The organism is Streptomyces sp. NPDC104226 (assembly GCF_055584085.1).
In genome coordinates, this window is sequence record NZ_JBVJMS010000002.1 from 1 (window position 1) to 17,506 (window position 17,506).

General features: G+C 70.7%; 18 protein-coding genes. 8 read left to right on the forward strand and 10 right to left on the reverse strand.

All coding sequences use genetic code 11. The features are described 5' to 3' along the window. Positions 1-378: 378 nt before the first annotated feature. Entirely contained in the window at positions 379-534 is a 156-nt protein-coding gene (locus tag ACZ60J_RS05430; protein ID WP_469679122.1) for a hypothetical protein, read from the reverse strand. 272 nt (positions 535-806) lie between these two features. On the opposite strand from ACZ60J_RS05430, the gene ACZ60J_RS05435 reads away from it, so the two are divergent. Both ACZ60J_RS05435 and ACZ60J_RS05440 read left to right on the forward strand, forming a co-directional pair. Continuing rightward, positions 807-1,391 (forward strand): DUF4360 domain-containing protein, encoded by a 585-nt coding sequence (locus tag ACZ60J_RS05435; RefSeq protein ID WP_469679123.1) that lies wholly within the window; start codon positions 807-809, stop codon positions 1,389-1,391. A 496-nt stretch (positions 1,392-1,887) separates the two neighbouring features. Next, positions 1,888-2,478 (forward strand): hypothetical protein, encoded by a 591-nt coding sequence (locus ACZ60J_RS05440; RefSeq protein WP_469679124.1) that lies wholly within the window; start codon positions 1,888-1,890, stop codon positions 2,476-2,478. Between the two features lie 5 nt (positions 2,479-2,483). On the opposite strand, the gene ACZ60J_RS05445 is transcribed toward ACZ60J_RS05440, so the two are convergent. Next, positions 2,484-2,750: a hypothetical protein gene (locus ACZ60J_RS05445; protein WP_469679125.1), complete on the reverse strand. Its 267-nt coding sequence runs from the start codon at positions 2,748-2,750 to the stop codon at positions 2,484-2,486. A 480-nt stretch (positions 2,751-3,230) separates the two neighbouring features. Here ACZ60J_RS05445 and ACZ60J_RS05450 point away from each other — a divergent pair, with 480 nt between their 5' ends. Together ACZ60J_RS05450 and ACZ60J_RS05455 are read left to right on the forward strand one after the other, a co-directional pair. Further along, positions 3,231-3,593 (forward strand): hypothetical protein, encoded by a 363-nt coding sequence (locus ACZ60J_RS05450; protein ID WP_469679126.1) that lies wholly within the window; start codon positions 3,231-3,233, stop codon positions 3,591-3,593. Between the two features lie 104 nt (positions 3,594-3,697). Continuing rightward, the gene (locus tag ACZ60J_RS05455) at positions 3,698-7,441 is read left to right on the forward strand and encodes a tetratricopeptide repeat protein (RefSeq protein WP_469679127.1); all 3,744 of its coding nucleotides are present in this window, start codon (positions 3,698-3,700) and stop codon (positions 7,439-7,441) included. 512 nt (positions 7,442-7,953) lie between these two features. On the opposite strand, the gene ACZ60J_RS05460 is transcribed toward ACZ60J_RS05455, so the two are convergent. After that, positions 7,954-8,088, reverse strand: a complete 135-nt coding sequence (locus ACZ60J_RS05460) for a hypothetical protein (protein ID WP_469679128.1) — start codon at positions 8,086-8,088, stop codon at positions 7,954-7,956. 145 nt (positions 8,089-8,233) lie between these two features. Next, positions 8,234-9,169, reverse strand: a complete 936-nt coding sequence (locus tag ACZ60J_RS05465; RefSeq protein WP_469679129.1) for an alpha/beta hydrolase — start codon at positions 9,167-9,169, stop codon at positions 8,234-8,236. Positions 9,170-9,268: 99 nt separating this feature from the next. Here ACZ60J_RS05465 and ACZ60J_RS05470 point away from each other — a divergent pair, with 99 nt between their 5' ends. Then, positions 9,269-9,712, forward strand: a complete 444-nt coding sequence (locus ACZ60J_RS05470) for a MarR family winged helix-turn-helix transcriptional regulator (RefSeq protein ID WP_469679130.1) — start codon at positions 9,269-9,271, stop codon at positions 9,710-9,712. A 58-nt stretch (positions 9,713-9,770) separates the two neighbouring features. Here ACZ60J_RS05470 and ACZ60J_RS05475 read toward each other — a convergent pair whose 3' ends face one another. Next, positions 9,771-10,010, reverse strand: a complete 240-nt coding sequence (locus tag ACZ60J_RS05475) for a hypothetical protein (protein WP_469679131.1) — start codon at positions 10,008-10,010, stop codon at positions 9,771-9,773. A 388-nt stretch (positions 10,011-10,398) separates the two neighbouring features. Between ACZ60J_RS05475 and ACZ60J_RS05480 the strand changes: the two genes are divergently transcribed. Together ACZ60J_RS05480 and ACZ60J_RS05485 are read left to right on the forward strand one after the other, a co-directional pair. Continuing rightward, positions 10,399-10,686 carry an isoamylase early set domain-containing protein gene (locus ACZ60J_RS05480; protein WP_469680235.1) on the forward strand — a complete coding sequence of 96 codons (288 nt, stop codon included), beginning with the start codon at positions 10,399-10,401 and terminating at the stop codon, positions 10,684-10,686. Between the two features lie 68 nt (positions 10,687-10,754). Continuing rightward, the gene (locus ACZ60J_RS05485) at positions 10,755-11,087 is read left to right on the forward strand and encodes a hypothetical protein (RefSeq protein WP_469679132.1); all 333 of its coding nucleotides are present in this window, start codon (positions 10,755-10,757) and stop codon (positions 11,085-11,087) included. A 55-nt stretch (positions 11,088-11,142) separates the two neighbouring features. Here the strand turns inward: ACZ60J_RS05485 and ACZ60J_RS05490 are convergent, their stop codons facing one another. The 3 genes from ACZ60J_RS05490 to ACZ60J_RS05500 all read right to left on the reverse strand — a co-directional run bounded on the left by ACZ60J_RS05490 (position 11,143) and on the right by ACZ60J_RS05500 (position 13,296). After that, the gene (locus ACZ60J_RS05490) at positions 11,143-11,643 is read right to left on the reverse strand and encodes a hypothetical protein (RefSeq protein WP_469679133.1); all 501 of its coding nucleotides are present in this window, start codon (positions 11,641-11,643) and stop codon (positions 11,143-11,145) included. A gap of 136 nt (positions 11,644-11,779) precedes the next feature. After that, positions 11,780-12,385 (reverse strand): P-loop nucleotide/nucleoside kinase family protein, encoded by a 606-nt coding sequence (locus tag ACZ60J_RS05495; protein ID WP_469679134.1) that lies wholly within the window; start codon positions 12,383-12,385, stop codon positions 11,780-11,782. A gap of 53 nt (positions 12,386-12,438) precedes the next feature. Continuing rightward, a complete protein-coding gene (locus tag ACZ60J_RS05500; protein WP_469679135.1) occupies positions 12,439-13,296 on the reverse strand; it encodes a maleylpyruvate isomerase family mycothiol-dependent enzyme in 858 nt (285 codons plus the stop codon). A 675-nt stretch (positions 13,297-13,971) separates the two neighbouring features. Here ACZ60J_RS05500 and ACZ60J_RS05505 point away from each other — a divergent pair. Beyond that, on the forward strand, positions 13,972-14,739 hold the full coding sequence (locus ACZ60J_RS05505; RefSeq protein ID WP_469680236.1) for an ArsR/SmtB family transcription factor: 768 nt from the start codon (positions 13,972-13,974) through the stop codon (positions 14,737-14,739). An 800-nt stretch (positions 14,740-15,539) separates the two neighbouring features. Here ACZ60J_RS05505 and ACZ60J_RS05510 read toward each other — a convergent pair. Both ACZ60J_RS05510 and ACZ60J_RS05515 read right to left on the reverse strand, forming a co-directional pair. Then, positions 15,540-16,199 (reverse strand): response regulator, encoded by a 660-nt coding sequence (locus ACZ60J_RS05510; protein WP_469679136.1) that lies wholly within the window; start codon positions 16,197-16,199, stop codon positions 15,540-15,542. Continuing rightward, positions 16,196-17,449 (reverse strand): sensor histidine kinase, encoded by a 1,254-nt coding sequence (locus ACZ60J_RS05515; RefSeq protein WP_469679137.1) that lies wholly within the window; start codon positions 17,447-17,449, stop codon positions 16,196-16,198. Before ACZ60J_RS05515 ends, ACZ60J_RS05510 begins: the two co-directional genes overlap by 4 nt. Positions 17,450-17,506: the final 57 nt, after the last annotated feature.

The following is a 17,506-nucleotide window of genomic DNA, read 5'->3' on the forward strand; positions in this document are numbered from 1 at the left end:
CCCGCGGAGCGGGTACCTGAGCGCTGCGCGCTCAGGAGAGAACGCACCCGCTTCGCGGGTGCGGGGGCCCTTCGGGCCCTGCCCTGCGCTTCGCTCCGGGAGCCGTGGCTTCGCCACGACAGGTCCGGGCTCCGCCCGGACCATGGCCGGCCCTTCGGGCCGGGGTGCTGCGCTTCGCTGCGCCCCTGCTCCGGGTCCGCTGCGCTCCCCCGGAGCTGACCCCGTTTCACGGGGTCCGGGCCTTCGACCCGTTGGGGGGTTCCGCTGCGCTCCCCCACCCGGGTCCTTCCGGCTCCGCCTCCAGGACCAGCCCGCTCCGCGGGCGCTGGCAGCAGCGGACGGGGCTCGGGGATCTTGGCCCCGTCCCCCGGTGCCTCGTCAGCCGAGCGGGCTGTCCGGGGCGTGCGCAGCGTGATCGCTGGAGGTCACCACGTCCAGACTGCCGAACGCACTGTTCGACTGGTACTGGTCCGCCCCCGCCGGCAACTCCTCCGCCGACTCCTCCACGATCCCGTTCTCTTCCGACTCCGACATGGCAAGCACTCCCCTTTGCACGATGATCAAGACTCCACCAGCCTCACCCCGAACCCTGCCCACCCAGAACCCCTGACCTGTCCAAACAACCCCGTTCCAGCCACCCCCAACCAGGAAACGGCTCAACACCACCCCGGCAGCCAGCAGGCAGAAGACCCCGCACCGCTGCCACCCGAACGGCCGTCCTGCCGGTCACCCCACCCGACAACACTCAAAAACTACGATAACGCCCTTAACGGACACACCAGTGGCCGTCACCCAAGGGAGAACACGTGAACCTCCGCCGCACCGCGATCGCCGCCGCGCTCACCGCCACCGCCCTCGCCACCGCGGTACCGGCCACCGCCGCACCCACCCAGGCAGCACCCACCACCCGCATCAACACCGTCACCCTCGGCGGATCCGGCTGCGCCCCCGGCAGCTACGACGTCTTCCTCAGCGACGACCACCGCACCGCCACCGTCCAATTCAACAACTTCACCGCCGCAGGCGGCCCCGGCACCACGGCCGCAGACCACCGCCGCAACTGCCGCGTCACCCTCAACATCAACACCCCCACCCTCACCACCTACACCCTCCGCACCATCATCCGCGGCTACAGTGGCATCGGCGCCGGCGCCACCGGCCACGTCGACAACACCACCGCCGGCACCCTCACCCCCGCCAACATCAACACCACCTTCCCCGCAGGCACCGACACCAACTACGAACGCACCTTCATCACCCCCAGCCTCCTCGGCGTCCTCGGCGGCACCCAGCCCGCCTACATCAACACCACCGCCAACATCACCCCCATCAGCAACCCGAGTGAAAGCCTGGTCACCGTCGACACGATCGACTACACCATCGTCAACTAGACCAACCCACCCAGCCGCAGTCGTGCGCCCCGCCCCTCCCCGGAGCGGGCCACACGACCCCACCCGGACGTGAGCCACTTCGACCCCACGGGAGACCCCCGCGCACCGCGCGGGAGGACCCCGTCTCACGGGGTACGGGCCTACAGCCCGGTGGGGTGTCCGCTCCGCTCCCACCCCGGGCCCTTACGGCTGCGCCTCCAGGGCAGGGCCCTCTTCGCGGTCCCGGCTGGCAGCAAGAAGAGCCTGGGGGTGCTCGGCTGACGGTCGATGAGGCCCCTCGCGGCAGCTGCTGGGATGGCGCTCCCTGAGAGGAGTGCACACTCCGGGGTGATCCTTTTCTACCGGTACGCTTCAATTTGGAGGGCGGATAAGCTCTGGAATCAAGGGGTTGGTGCGGATTGAGTCGAAGTATCTATATAGATAGAGAGGGCCGGCTGTGCGAAGAGGGCCGGGGGGATCGGGTTGTTGGCCCCGTCTCCCAGGGGAGGATGGGGCCATGGCACACCTCATGGTCGTAGCGGTCTCCCCCTCCGACCTTGACCGGCTCGACGCCTTGGTCCAGGAGCAGCAGGTCGCCGAGACCCGCTGGCAGGCCGGCGCCGAGCAGGACGTGAACCTCCTCGCGCTGCGCGGAGGCGAACTGCGTGCGGCTCGCGTGCGGATCCGTGCCGAGCGGGAGCGGCTCCGCGAGAGCGGCCGACATCGCGTCAGCCGGCTCCACGCCCTCGCCCCCGCGCTCCGCACCGAGCTCGAGCACCGCGGCCTGCTACGGGAGTGGGAGCCGATCCCCGAAGGCGCCCAGCGGGCCGGACAGACCCTCGGAGGCGCCGGACCCAACTCGGGTGCCGGGCTCACCGCCAGGCTCGTCGTGAGCCTCCCGCAGGCCCTCTGGACGCCCCTCCAGTGCGGGGTCTACTGGACCAACCAACCCCACGTCCAAGCCCTGGAGAGCTGGAAGGACGCGTGGCCCACCGGATCCGCCGCACCCCCCGAAGCCCTCACCGAACGCACCCGGATCACAGCCCACATCACCACCACGGGCGAGATCATCCGCACCGCCCTCCACCACACCCTCCACCACCGCTGAGTCGATCACCCCTTCGCCCACCAACCCGGCCCCCTCCACGGCCGCCGAGGAGGCGAACCGGACAGCCCGGGACCGGACGGCGTGACCTCCTCGACGAGCAGGTGCGGGTTCTGGGCCGGGATCTGCGGCTCGGCGGCCGCCCCGGCCGCCGGGTCGGCTGCCAGGAGAGCCATCGCCAGAGCCGTGACGTCGGCGACGCTGCGCGTCCCCGCCGCCTCCCCCACGATCCGCGCCGCGAACTCCTCCTCCCCCAAACCCCGCAGACCCGCCACAAGATCCGCTATCTCAGCCGGCGGCCGGGACACAACAGCCCGGATGGACACCTCCACGAGCGACGGCCACGCCGTACCCGGATCCGCCACGCAGCCCGACCCGGACTCCACCTCGGACTCGCACTCGAGCTCAGGCTCCACCTCGGGCTCGGGCTCGGGTCCGGGTCCGGACGGCGTCTCGGGCCCCGGTCCGGACGCCGTCTCGGGCCCGACCTCGCGCTCGAACTCGGGCTCGCGCTCGTACTCGGGCTCGGGCTGGAGCCCGAGTACGCCCTCAGGCGCGGGGTCGGAGAACGAGGACCGGTCCGCGGCCTCGTCCTGTGCCTCGGGGGCCGCGCGCTGCGCTTCCCGGTCCTGTTCCAGGACGTACAGCTGGCGCAGCCGGAACCGTGCGTTCCCGCCGCCAGAGGGGTAGGTGACGCAACAGGTACGGCCAGACAGGTATGGCCAGCGGCTGGACGGTACGGCGGGAGGGTGAGCATGTCGGTGGGCGTGAAGATCACGGTGATGGTGGTCGCGGTGGCCGGAATCATCTCGACACCGTTGATCTGGCTCTTGGACGGTCCGGACGCCGGCCAGCTGGTCGGCGCCGTGATCCAGGCCGCCACCGGCATCGCCGCCCTGTTGTGGGCATTGTTCCAGCAGCCGACGAGGCCGGCTCCGGGGCCGGTGGACGTCGCCGTCGACACCGGGAAGGCCGAGGCCGCCGGAGGTGCCACGGCCCGGACTGGTGTAAGGCGCCCGGCCGGTGCGGGCTCCGGGTCGGCGACGGCGGAGCGCACGGGGGACGCGACCGCCACCGGCGAGGGCAGCAGTGCCACGAGCGGGGTCGACTACGGCTGAGCGGCCGGCCAGGCGGGCATGACGAGGGGGAACGTCGCAGGATGAGGTGGCACAGACGCAAGGGTGGGCCCGACAGCCACACAGACGAGGCGCAGGCCGACATCGTGGTGGAAGACACCGGCGACGCTGAGGCCGAGACCGGCGGGACGGCGGTGACCGGCTATCGCCGTGGACCGGTGTCAGGCCCGGCCGCCGCTGCTGATGTCCCCGTCCGTGTGAGTGGGACCGGCGATGCCAGAGTCTCGGGGGGCGCGTTCGCCAACACCGGCTACATACACGAGCTGACCCTGTTACAGCCAGGCAGAGCACGCGCCGCGTGGCCGCACCAGGTCGGTGTGATCCCACACCGGGTCAGGTCCTTCCAGAAGCGTGCCGAAGCCCAGCGGCTGCGAACGGCGACGACGGATGACAGCGGAGGACCCGAATACCCGTGCCAGGTCCTGACAGGCATGGGCGGGGTCGGAAAGACCCAGCTCGCCGCCGACTACGCACGGACCGCCTGGCAGGACGGCGATCTGGACGTCCTCGTATGGATCACGGCGAGCAGCCGCCCGGGCATCGAGTCCGTGTACGCCCAGGCCGCGGCAGAGCTCTGCGCCGTCGATCCAGCAGACACCACCACGGCCGCGGAGCAGTTCCTGGCCTGGCTCCACCCGAAGGCCGACCGAGCGGTGTGCCGTTGGTTGATCGTTCTGGACGACGTGTCGGATCCCGCCGACCTGCGCGGTCTGTGGCCCCCGGCGAACCCGCACGGCAGGACGTTGGTCACCACGCGTCGTCGCGATGCCGCCCTGGCCGGCGCGGACCGCCGTCTGGTGCCCGTGGACCTGTTCACCCTGCCCGAGGCGACCGACTACCTGCGCTCGTCCCTGGACGCGTACGACCGCCGGGAAGACGGCCGGCAACTCGAGGGTCTGGCCAGTGACCTGGGACGCCTTCCGCTCGCCCTGGCGCAGGCTGCTGCGTACCTCGTCGATGCCGGGCTCGACGTCGCCTCCTACCGACAGCTCCTGGCCGAACGGACGCGCCGGCTGTCCGACCTTCTCCCGGAGTCCGAAGCCCTGCCCGACGACCAGAGCGTGGGCACGGCCGCCGCCTGGTCACTGTCCATCGAGCGCGCCGACCGGCTCCGCCCCGAAGGGCTCGCGAGGCCCCTGCTCCAGCTGGCCTCCATGCTCGACGCCAACGGCATCCCACAAGCCGTCATGACCGGGCCACCGGCACTCGCGCTCCTCACCGGCCGGACCGTGCAAGGACGCGGCGGGGGCGCGGTTCCGGAGGAGCAGGCGATCGGTGCGTTACGCGTCCTGCACCGTCTCAGCCTGATCAACCACACACCCGAGAGTTCCCATAACGCCGTACGCGTCCACCAGCTCCTCCAGCGCGCCGTACGCGATCACCTCCCGGCCGGCCAGTACGACAGGTTCGCCCGTGCCGCCGCCGACGCCTTGCTGGAGGCCTGGCCCGATATCGAAAGCGACATCGTCCTCGTCCAGGCACTGCGCGCCAATGCCGTATCGCTCGCGGGCCACGGTGAAGGCGCCCTGTGGGAATCCGGTATCCATCCAGTGCTCCTGCGGACCGGGCGAAGCCTCGAAGAAGGTGGGCAGGCCGCAGCGGCCGCCGACCACTACCAGAGACTGACGGATACCGCGCACAGGCTCCTGGGCGCCGACCACCCCGACACCCTGACCGCCCGGAGCGGTCTGGCCAGGGCGAGAGGATCGCTGGGGAGTCCGGCCGGCGCGGTCAGCGCATTCACCGCACTGCTGCCCGACGTCGAGCGGGTACTGGGCCCCGCCCATCCCATCACCCTGAACGTCCGCAGTGACCTCGCCGGCTGGCGGGGATCGGCGGGGGACCGGGCAGGCGCGGTCAGCGCCCTTGCCGAGGTGCTACCGGACCTGGAGCGGGTGCTGGGCCCGGACCATGACGACACACTGGCCGCCCGGAGCCGCTTCGTCGGTTGGCGCGGAGTGACGGACGATCTGACGGGTGCGACCCGTGAGAACGAGCGGCTGCTGACGGACCTGGAGCGGGTCAAGGGTCCGGACCACCCCCGTACCCTGTCCGCCCGGATGGGTCTGGCCCGCTGGCGGGGGACCGCGGGCGACTGGGCAGGTGCGATCAGCGAGACCGCACGACTGGTGACGGACCTGGAGCGGGTAAGGGGTCTGGACCACCCCATCACGGTGAAGGCTCGTGCCAACCTCGCGGTCTGGCGTGGGATGGCCGGGGACGCGGCAGGTGCGGCTGCCGCCCTCGCTGAACTGGTGCCCGTCATGGAACGGATCCAGGGTGCCGACCATTTGGACACCCTCATGGCCCGGAAACTTCTCGCCGAGGCACGAGGAATGGCGGGAGAGGTGGCCGGCGCGGCCGCAACCTATGCCGAACTGCTGCCGCATCTGGTGCTACTACTGGGCCCTGATCACCCCGACACCCTTCTCGCCCGGAACAGCCTCGCCCGCTGGCGTGCGGCGGCCGGAGACGTGGCCGGTGCCGCCGCCGCTCTCGACGAACTGGTGCCCGTGCTGGCGCGTGTACTGGGACGGGACCACCCAGATACCCTCATGGCCCGGAGCAACCTCGCATGGGTGCAGGGCCAGCTGGGGGACGAGGCAACCGCGGCCGCGGCTTCGGCTGAAGTGCTGGCCGACCGGCAGCGGGTGCTGGGAGCCACGCACCCTTCCACCCTGGCCACCCACGCCAACCTCATCGACTCACGCGGGCGGGCGGGGGACGAGGCAGGTGCAGCCGCCGCTCTCGCCGAACTCCTGCCTGTGCTGGAGCGGGTGCTGGGAGCGGACCACCCCGACACCATGACCGCCCGGGGCAACCTCGCTGGCTGGCGCGGGCGCCTCGGGGATGCCGGTGGTGCGGCGGCGGCCTACGCCGAGTTGCTCACCGCGCGCCGGCGAGTGCTGGGAGCCGACCACCCCGACACCCTCCGAAACCGGAACAACCTGGCCCTGTGGCGTGCGGAGGCGGGGGACGAGGCAGGTTCGGCCGAAGCCTTGGCCGCGCTGCTGCCCGACATGGAACGGCTATTGGGCGCAGACCACCCGGACACCCTGACGGCCCGCGGCAACCTCGCCACCATGCGGGGCCGCCTCGGAGATCACGCCGAAGCAGACGCTGCCTTCTGTGCGCTGTCCTCGGACATGGAGCGGGTACTGGGACCGGACCACCCCAACACCCTCCGAAACCGGAACAGCCTCGCCGTCTGCCGTGGGGACGCCGGGGACAAAGCCGGTGCGGCCGAGACCTTGACCGGACTGCTGCCCGACATGGAACGGGTCCTGGGAGCAGACCACCCGGACACCCTGACGGCCCGGAGCAACCTCGCCGAAGTTCGGGGCAGCCTCGGAGATCACACGGAAGCAGTCGATGCCTTCTGTGCGCTGTCCTCGGACATGGAGCGAGTGCTGGGACCGGACCACCCCGAAACCCTCATGGCCCGGGGCAGCCATGCCTTCTGGCGTGCGGTGGCGGGGGACGAGGCCGGTGCGGCCGTCGCTCTTGCCGAACTGCTGCCGGACGCAGAGCGTGTATGGGGGCCCGACCACCCGGATTCGTTGGCGATCAGGAGCGACCTGGCCGACCACCACGGAACGGCCGGTGACAGCGCGGCTGCGGTCGCTGCCTTCGAGGAGCTGGTGCCGGACATGGAACGGGTACTGGGACCGAACCACCCCGACAGCCTGGCTGCTCGAGAGTCCCTTGCCCGCTGGCGAAGGGCAGCTGGCATGCCGGCCGCTGCGGAAGGCACGACCCGTTGGGGTGTCACCTCACTGTGGCACGGCCTTCGAGGCTACCTGCACGGGCGAACGGGCAAACGGCCTTGAGCCCGCTCGAAGCGATCGCCAGCCCGTGAGGCCGTCCGCTTCCGGGATGAAGGCCGACTCTTCCTCCGCGAGTCAGTGCGAGCCCACAAGTCCCGAGGCCGTACGAGAACCGCCTGGCCATCCGAAGGCGCCACTTGTCGGACCCCGGTGTCAGCGTCGCCACCATGGCTAACCCGGGGCGACGTCATTCTCGCGGAGTGCCCGGTTTGATCACGTGATGCCCAGGGCGGTGGTGTCGCGGGGGCGGTGGCGGAGACTAGTGGCGATGTTGGTGCGGCCGGTGGGCCGCAGTGGCGGCGGGTCTGCTGGTCGGCTGTCACGCCAGCAGTGGTGTGAGGGTGCGGCGCAGCTGGTCAATGTGCTGGTAGTGGAGGCCGGTTTCCGGGCCGCTGTCACGTGACCGGGTGTGTCGTCGATGAACAGGTATCTGTGCAGGTCGGTCGCCACACTGCGGGCAGCGGCCTCGAAGACGCGGCGGTCGGGTTTGGCCACCCCGATACGGGCGGTGTTGATCACGCGTCGAAGGCGTCTGCCAGGCCCAGAGCGGCGCGATCGTCTTCCAGCCGCGTGGTGGCGTTGGAGACCAGGACCACCGGCACGCGGCGGCGGACCGCGCTCCCGTCGGGCTGCGGGGTGTTGTCGGTCATGAGCAGGTCTCCAGCATCTCGGCCAGCTTCTTCTTCTCGCCCTCGGTCACCGTGAGCTGGTAGCCCGGTGCCGGCAAGGCCACCGTCCCAGGACGCCCGGCGTGTCCCTGAAGCCTGAAATCCTCAAGGGTTGGCTGTGGGTTCCTCAGCGCTCCACGCCCTGACCGGCTCCGATGATGGCGGGGAGGTGGGCGGTGAGGAAGTGGGCGGCGCGGTCGAGCGCGGCGTCCGCCTCTTCGAGGCGGCCGTGCTCGCCCTGGTAGACGTGCGGGAGCTCCGGCGCGATCTCCAGCGTGGCCTCGACGTCGGCGGCGCCCGCACGGGCGGCCAGGCGGACCGCGTCGTCGAGGAGCACCTCGTTGGCGCCGACCTGCACGAGCAGCGGGGGCAGACCCGTGAGATCGGCGAAGACCGGGCTCGCGAGGGGGGCGCGGGGGTCGCCGTCGCCGATGTAGAGGTCCGCGAAGGCGCGTACGTCGGCTTCGGTGAAGATCGGGTCGGCGTCGGCCTTGGTGCGCATGCTCTCCCCGGAGAGGGTGAGGTCGACCCACGGGGAGAAGACCACCACGGCGGCCGGCTGCGGCAGTCCCGCCTCGCGGGCGGCGAGCAGGGTGGCGATGGCGAGGCCGCCGCCGGCCGAGTCGCCGGCCAGGACGAGCTCTCGCGGGTCGGTACCGGCTTCCAGCAGGTCGCGGTAGGCGGCGAGCCCGTCGTGGACCGCGGCGGGGAAGGCGTGCTCGGGGGCCAGGCGGTAGTCCACCGAGGTGGCGCGCAGCCCGGTGCGGTCGGCGAGTTCGCCGGCCAGGCCGGTGTGGGTGTCGGGTGAGCCGACGACGTAGCCGCCGCCGTGGAGGTAGAGCAGCCGTCCGCGCTCGGCTGCTCCGGCCGGCTCCAGGTCCAGGGCGGGTCTGCCGCCCACGACCGTCCTGCGGGTGGTGACGCCGTCCGGTGCCGGTCGGGTCAGGGCCGCGGCGAATCCCGCGCGCTGCTCGGCGGTGGTGAGCGGCGCCTTGCTGCGCGGGATGGAGCGGAGGAGGCGTCCAGGGCTTGGCGCTGCTGTGCGGACATGGTGGGCCTCCATCGGGTGGGTCGGATGCGAGGATTGATTCCTCGGAATCGATCTGCTTCCATCTAAGCACATTCCAGGGAAGATGATTCCTGGGAATCTATTGGAGGTTCTGTGAGCCACGCCACTCCGCTGTTCCTCGACCTCGTCCGCGTGGAGACCCGGCTCTACAACGCGGTCGGAGCCCGCCTGCGCGCCGAGCACGACCTAGCGCTGGGCCAGTTCGAGATCCTGCAGATCATCGACCGGGTGGACGGGTGCCGGGTACTCGACATCGTGGGCGACCTCGCGATCACGGTGGGGGCCGTCAGCAAGGCGGTCGACCGGCTGGTGGCCGCGGGCTGGTGCGTGCGCGTCGCGCACCCGCAGGACCGCCGCTCCTCCGTCCTGCGCCTGACAGCCGACGGCGAGAAGGTACTGGCAGCCACCCGACCCGTGGTCGAAAGCACGCTCGCCTCACTGACCGGCGGGATTCCCGCCGCCGACCTCGCGCACCTCGCCAACACCCTGGCCACGCTCCGCGCGAACCTCGAGGCCGACGGCCAGGGCCAGCTTTAGGGGCCGGTACGCGTCCCCGGCAGGCTGGAGTGTGGGAGCAGCGGTGCGGCGCAGCTCGTTAGGCGTCGGGGTCGATACCGGCCTGGCGGGCCGCGTGACGACGGACTTCCTCCGAGACAGGGACCCGTGGCTGCGGGAGCCGTACGAGAGCCAGACCGTGGAACACGGTGCGGCAGGCCGTGACGAGTATGAGGAGCAGGCTCAGGGTGAAGGCCAGATGGGCGGTGCGGCCGAAGCCGTAGTACGCGGCACCCCAGCCGGCCGGGGCGACCCCGGCGGCGAGGAGAAAGCCGTCCAAGGCGATCCGTTCCCGCCGGCTCAACCTCACGCCCTGTCCCTCCGACGTGTTTGGCCCGGTCCGGCCTGCGGCCGGTGGGCCAGAACGGCCTCGCCTGCACTTCCTGGGCCGACGGACTGGGCTGCTACTCCATCCGGCCGATACCTCGGGCGCAGACAGCGGGCCCGTGTCACGGTGATGGGGCGACGAGAGGTCCACGCATGGCGGGGCCCGGCCGGTCGAAAGCCACCCCGGCCGGGCCCCGCTGCGGACAGCCCGGCCTCCGGCGCGTTCAGCGCGCGGCCGGAAGATCCGGCCGCCTGGCCTGCGTGCCGTCGCGCGGCGCATCCCGTCGGAGCCGATCTGCGCACCGGCGTGGATACCCGAACCTCTCGACAACGCCCTCGTGATGGAGCCCCTCGTGCTGGAACGCAAGCGGTACAACGGCCAGACCAAGGTCACCTTCGTCCTGCCCGAGGACACCCCCGTAGGGCCTGTCAGTGTGGTCGGGGACTTCAACCACTGGAACCCCGCCGCCCACCCCCTTGAAAGCCAGGGCGACGGCACCCGTAGCACCACCGTCGCCCTGCCCGCCCACAGCGCCCACTCCTTCCGCTACCTCGCCGCCGGCGACTACTGGTTCAACGACGACACCGCAGACAGCCAGCACGGCCTCAACAGCCGCATCCGCACCTGAGCCGGAGGCACGGCCGCTGGCACCCCCCGCGCCCTGATCCGGGGGGGGGCGGGCTCTAGGGTTCGCGCATGAATGATCAAGGCGAGGCGCTGCTGGCCCGCGTCCGAGCGGTCCTGACGGAGGCCGGGTTCGAGGAGATCACCACCGGCGCCGAAGGCGTCCACCTCATCCGACACGCCCGCGGCGTCATGGTCGGCTGGATGCCCCAAGAACTCGCCCAAACCAGCCGACACCGCGGCCCCCGCCGCAGCCGCCGACCCGCCACCGCCGAGCTCCCCGGGCTCCGCTACGCCTTCGCACTGGCCATGGCCGCAGCACTCCGCGCAGCCGGCCTCACCGTGGAAGTACGCGGTGACGAATGGCTCCTCGTCGTCTTCGAGCGTGCGGCCGGCACCGCCTGAGAGGGCGCCGGCCTTCGCGAGCCGGGGGTGCCGGCGTGTGATCGTCACGGAGCGGCTAGCGCGGCTGCATCCCGTCGGCCCAGGCTGCGAGTGCAGCCACCGTCTCGGCCGGGCTGCGGCCGGTCGTAGAGAATTCCCGGGCCACCACCGTGCGCAGTTCCGCCGCGTCAGTATGCGCCTCTTGCACTTGCTGCGGTGTCCACCCGCGGGCGGTGAGGCGGCGTCGGCGGTCTGTGTCCGTGCAGTCGAGCCTCGCCCACACCGCGTCGGGTAGTCCCGGAACACCGACAGCCGCCTGTTCCCATTCCGCGGGCGTCAGCGGGCACAGCAGCAGGACCGGGCGGCCGCCGCGCAGCATCATCGCTACCACCCGTGTCCAGAGCCTGTTGTAGAGAGGCCACACGCCGCTGGCCGAGGGGGAGGTGATGTCGATCCCCAGCAGGGTACCGTCGGGCTCCGGCAGCTCGTCGAAGTCCGCGACGGCGAACCCGTATCGGGCCAGGTTCGCTCGTAGGATGGACTTCCCCGCTCCGGGCGCACCCGTGATCACGTACAACCCCGGCATTGCCACCTCACGATTGGTTTCTGGTCCGAGCCCTGGGGTGTTCGCGGTCGGCCGGCATCCTGGTGTCGCCGATGCCGCCACGCCAGCGTGTATGCCCTGTTGCATATGCGGGAGGGCGGTGGGCCGTTCAGCGGGAAGGGATCCATCCTGTGCTGTCCAGGACGGCCTGTGCAGCTGCGGTGGGCGTCAGGTGGGTGGTGTCGATCGTGGTGTCCGCGAGCGCGGCCCACTCAAGGATGCGGTCGAGTTCCTCGGCCCGTGCCAGGTGCCATGGCAGCGAGGCGGTGTCGTGATCGCGTTCGTGGCGGCGCTGCAGGCGGCTGTGGAGGACAGGAAGGTCCGCGGTCAGCCTGCACACGCGCAACGGGATCCCGAGCGCGGCACGGAAGCCGTCGCGCTCGCGTGCGTTCTCGGCGACGCCGGCCAGGAGCAGGTGCCGTGCACCGGCGGCCAGGTAGTTGGCGGCCACGGCTGTGAGATTGGCGAGCAGCAGGCGGTGCTGGAAGGGGTCGTCCTGGGGCGCGGGCCATGCGCGGCACAGTCCGTCGAGGTCGAGCACGGCGTGGGGGATGTCGGTGTCGGCCAGGAGGTCGCCGACGAGTTCGACGACCGTGGACTTGCCGACACCGACGGTGCCGGTGATCAGCAGGGCGCTCGGCCCGGTCGTGGACGGATCCGTCTGCGCATGGTCGTCAGCGTGCTGGGCGGGGTGGGGGCGACTGGTGGAGCGCACGTTGATCTTCCTGTGGTGATGTGCTGGGGAGCACCCTGTCGGTGGCCGTCGGGTCAGCGGATGATGGAGAGGACCTGGCAGGTGGCTTCGGCCAGGTCCCGATCGCCCTCGAGGTGGGCCGCATCCAGGGCGGCCGCGGGGGTGATGGCCCGGGTGCACAGGCGCCAGGCGGTCTCCGGGTCGAGTCCGATCCGGGCTGCGGGCCGCTCGACGGCGGCCGGGGCCAGGGACCACCGGTCTCCGGTCGCGGTGACGCTCCAGCTCCCGCCGGCCGGACCGTCGACCTCCACACGTACCTGCGTACCGGACCGGGCGTCGATTTCTCGCAGGGTGTGGGGCAGGGCCCGCATGAACGTGTCCAGGACCACCGACAGGGTCTGCGGGTCGGGGTCGGTGGGCAGGCCGACGGCGTGGCGGATCTGCTGGCGGTGGGTCCAGAACTCCGTGAAGTCCCGGGCCGTGTCCAACCAGCGCGGCGCCGGATCCACACCGGCCCACGACACCCCCAGCGATCGCCCGCCCGGGTCGGCGCCCTGATAGAAACGGGCCGCCTGCGCGCCGACCGTCTCCAGCATGTCGGTCAGCACGGGCGGGCTCACCCGGCGGTGCGCCTGGACCCACTCCTCGTTGATGCGGTGGATGAACACCTCCAGGGCCTCACCCGGGGCGAAGCCGGGGCCGTCCTGGTGGCCGTCGCGGTCCCGGGCCAGACGCCCCACGCAGTCACCCAGCAGGTGCGCGACCACATCCCGCACGCTCCACCCCGGCACCGCAGCCTTCTCCCAGGCAGCGGGCGCCAGACCGCGGAGCATCGCGATCAGCGCGGCATGCTCAGGAACGAACAGCGGGCGGGCATCAATCGGCGTACCGAGCCAGGCAAGGCCCTGCAGGCCATCAGGGTGGGAACTCATCACCCCACCCTGCCAACCAAACCCCACCCACACCACCAAATAACGCGTTCCAGCAGATCGCGTCGCATTCCGGTTAAACAGCCCTGTGCCCGGCGCCAGTGCCGCCGCCGGGGCCTCCACCGCCGCCCCGCCCCACGCCCGCTGAGCTACCCGGGCTGCGGCACGCATTCGGGCCGGCCATGGCCAGATCCTCGCCGAGGGCGCGCGTCTGACCGAGATCAAGCCCGGGGTGACCCGGCACGGTGAGGACGTCGGGCGGTGGCTCGCCACTCAGCGACGCGACTTCAGCCGCCTCAACGGCGAGCAACGCGAGCGACTCGGGAAACTGGGCGTCACGGCCGGAAGCGTCCGCAAGACCCCTATGAAGAAGCCTGCTGCATCCGCGCCCAGCCGGAGCTCAGGCCGGGGTCGTCAACGCCTGATAGTGCTCAGTGCCTCATTGGGTCCTCTTAAGCGCTGGTCAAGGGTGCTTTGTGAGGCTGATCCGGCTACCAGTACAGCCCTTCCATGCGCGCTCCGGCAGCACCGGCGCACTGCAGCGGAGGTATCCACTGAGCTGCGGCCCAAACCGGCGACCCCTGCCCCTCACGACAAATCACCAGGTCAGAGCACCTACGGTGGGCCCTCTTTTGACATGCAGGTATTTACCTGCATTACTGGAGTGTGAGCAGCGAGATGGATCGGGTCTTCAAGGCCCTCGCCGATCCGACCAGGCGGTTCGTGCTGGACAGGCTGCGCGAGGCCAACGGCCAGACACTGGGTGAACTGTGCGAGAGCGTGCAGATGGCCCGGCAGTCACTCACCCAGCACCTCGGCGTGCTGGAAGCCGCGCACCTCGTCAGCACCGTCCGCAAAGGCCGGGAGAAGTTGCACTACCTCAACCCCGTGCCGCTCCACGAGATCCAGGAGCGGTGGATCAGCGCCTTCGACCAGCCGCGGCTGGACGCGCTGAGCGCACTGAAACAGAAAGCAGAGTCCCTCATGAACACCGAGAACGAGCCCCGCCCCGAGTTCGTCCACACCACCTACATCGCCGCCACCCCCGAGAAGGTCTGGGAGTGCCTCATGGCACCCGAGGCGACAGCGGCGTACTGGCACCACCACAACGTCTCCGACTGGCAGCCCGGCTCCCCCTGGGCGCACCGCCGCCTGGACGCCTCCGGCATCGACGACGTCGTCGGGACCGTGGTGGAGATCGAGGCGCCGCGCCGCCTGGTACTGACCTGGGCCGGGCCCAACGAGGCCCGCCCGCACGGACCGTCCCAGGTGACCTTCGAACTCAAGCCCTACGGCGAAACCGTCCAACTTACGGTGACGCACGTCAATCTGCGCGACGAGCAGGAGCTGCGCCAGATCTCGGGCGGCTGGAACTTCGTCCTGTCCAATCTCAAGACCTACGCCGAAACCGGCAACTCGCTGTCGGTCCCCGCTTGGCGCCCCTGAGTACCTGAACGGATAGCTCCGCCGCAGTGCGACCGTGAGGGTCCGGCGTCCATCCGCCCCGCCCTCGCGGCCGTTCCCTGCGGCCGGGCCCTCGCCGGGCACCCGCCGCAGGAACACCCACACCCGGAGCCGGCAGGCCGGGTCTCGTCGTCAGAGGAGTCACAGGGCCAGAGCGAGGACCGCCGCGACCGGGAGCCGCACCTGCCTGTAGACGATCGCGTCCTCTCCCAAGCCCTGGAAGAACACGTGAATCTCCTCGGTCAGGGCTCGCTGCGGTGACCTGGACCGTAATCGCGGGCACGCCGGAGAGCAGGTGTGAACAAGCACCCCCGTGACAGCCGTTCATCCTCCTGGTGGGCGCCTGACGGCAGCGGCTTGGTCACTTCGTGGCAGCGGAGGGCTTCGCGCAGACGGGCGCCGTCGTCGCTTCCGGGGGTCTTGGCCCGGTCCGGGCTGACGCAGGCGAGCCAGGCAAGGCCTCGTCCAGCAGGCCTTATCGGCGGGGCACTGACGCTGGTCGAGACGATCCGCGATTCGGGGCAGGAGGGACAGGACATCATTGTGATCTGCGATGACCGTGACGCGGTCCAGCCGTTCCTGGACCTGGGTGTGCTGGAGGTCCTCTTGAAGCCCGTGGACCTTCAGGCACTGGAGGCGCGGGTGAAGAAGCAACTCCCCCCTTCAGGAGCGTGAGTACCCGTGCTCGGGCCGGACGGTTCCCTAGGTCTGGCTGGAACGGACTCAGGAGCCGCACGGCGAGGCTGACCGCGGTGTGGTCGCTGTGCGGGGAGTTCGTCCACTCACTGGGATGTTGCCACCAGGCCCGCCTCATAGGCCAGGATCACTAGCTGCACCCGGTCACGGGCACTGAGCTTGGCGAGCAGGCGGGTCAGGTAGGTCTTGGTGGTGGCGATGCTGATGGAGAGCTCCCCTGCGATCTCCGTGTTGGACAGGCCCCTGCCGACGAGCGTCAGCACCTCGCGTTCCCGGGCGGTGATGCCGTCGAGCCCCGACCGCCGCGGCGGTGACGCTGCAGGTCGGGTCGTGAACTCTTTGATCAGCCTGCGTGTGACGGCTGGTGCGATCAGAGCGTCCCCGGCGGCAACGACCCGGATTGCGGCGAGGATGTCGTCCAGGGCCATGTCCTTGACGAGGAATCCGGAGGCGCCGGCGTGCAGCGCCCCGTAGACGTAGTCGTCGTCGTCGAAGGTCGTCAGGACGACGACGCGTGTAGAGCCGGTGCCCGTCGTGATCAGCCGGGTGGCCTCGATGCCGTCCATGCCGGGCATCCGAAGGTCCATCACGACGACGTCGGGGGCGAGTTCCTCCGTCAGGCGTACCGCTTCCGCACCGTCTTCTGCCTCGCCCACCACCTCGATGTCAGCGGTGTCGGTGATGACCATCTGCAGGGCGGCCCGGACTAGGGGCTGGTCGTCGGTGAGCACGACACGGATGGTCATCTGACTCCCGTCTTCGCTTCTGCCTCGGTCCCGGCCGGTACCGGGAGTCTGGCCGCTACCAGGAAGCCGCCCCCGGGACGGGGCCCGGCCGTGAAATCGCCATGCAGCAGGGCGGCCCGCTCGCGCATGCCGATCAGGCCGTATCCGGTGTCCGTGCTGGTGCCGCCGCCTTTCCCTCGGTCCGAGACCTCGACGGCGAGTTCGTCCGCGCGGTAGTCGAGGCGCACCTGGCAGGAATCGGCACCCGAGTGGCGTACTGCGTTGGTCACCGACTCCTGGACGATCCGGAACGCCGCGAGGTCGATGTCGGCTGGCAGCGGGCGACGCCTGCCCTGCCACCGCACCTCCACGCGGACTCCGGCGGCCGTGGTTGTCGCGGCGAGCTGTTCCACGTTCGCCAGGCCGACGGCCTGGCGCAGGGGCGCCGGTTCGTGCGCGCGGCCTTGGCGTTCCTCATCCTGGTCGGCCTGGCGCAGCGCGCCGAGCATCCTTCTCAGGCCGGACAGCGTCTCGCGGCCGGCCATCTCCACGGTGAGCATCGCCTCGCGGGCTTTGGCCGGCTGGGTTTCGATGACCCGGGCCGCGGCGCCGGCCTGCAAGGCGATGATGCCGATGCTGTGGGCGACGGTGTCGTGCATCTCGCGGGCGATGCGCAGCCGTTCGGCGGTGACGGCCTCGGCGGCGGCCCGGGCGTGCAACTCTGCGGTGTGGGCGCGGGCCTGATGCGACGAATTGCCGATGAGCCAGGCGATGACCACGGTCAGGGCCACGAGCGGCTCCTGCGCGATGCTGGAATCATCGCCTGTGGTCAACCGCAGGACGAGGTAGACGGCCAGTGTGCCGAGCGCCGCGGCGGCCGCGGTGAGCGAGGTCCGCCGGGGTCGGGTGGCTGCGAGGTAGCAGAGGGCGATATCCACGGCCAGGAACTGCGTGGGCGGAATCTCATCCTGCCGCCAGGCCAGCGTCGAGATGACCGTACCGACGATCACCAGACCGTACGCCGCGAAGGTCCTGCGGCGCAGCACCGCGCTGCCGGCCAGGATCAGCACGAAGGCGACGGCGAGCAGCGCGCGGGCTCCAAGCGAGTCGAGCCCGTCCTGGGGGTAGTTGAGCGAGTACGTCGGCGCTTGCGGCATCACCACGTACTCCACGATGGGTTCCACTGCTGCCGCGTACCACGCCAGTGCCGTCCACAGGCCCGGCGGTATGCGTTTGAGTAGCGGCAACGGCAGCGGCGGCGAGGCGGACATGCACTGATCGTAGGCACCTGCAACTGACAGCACATCCGACCGTGGCCGTACAACCAG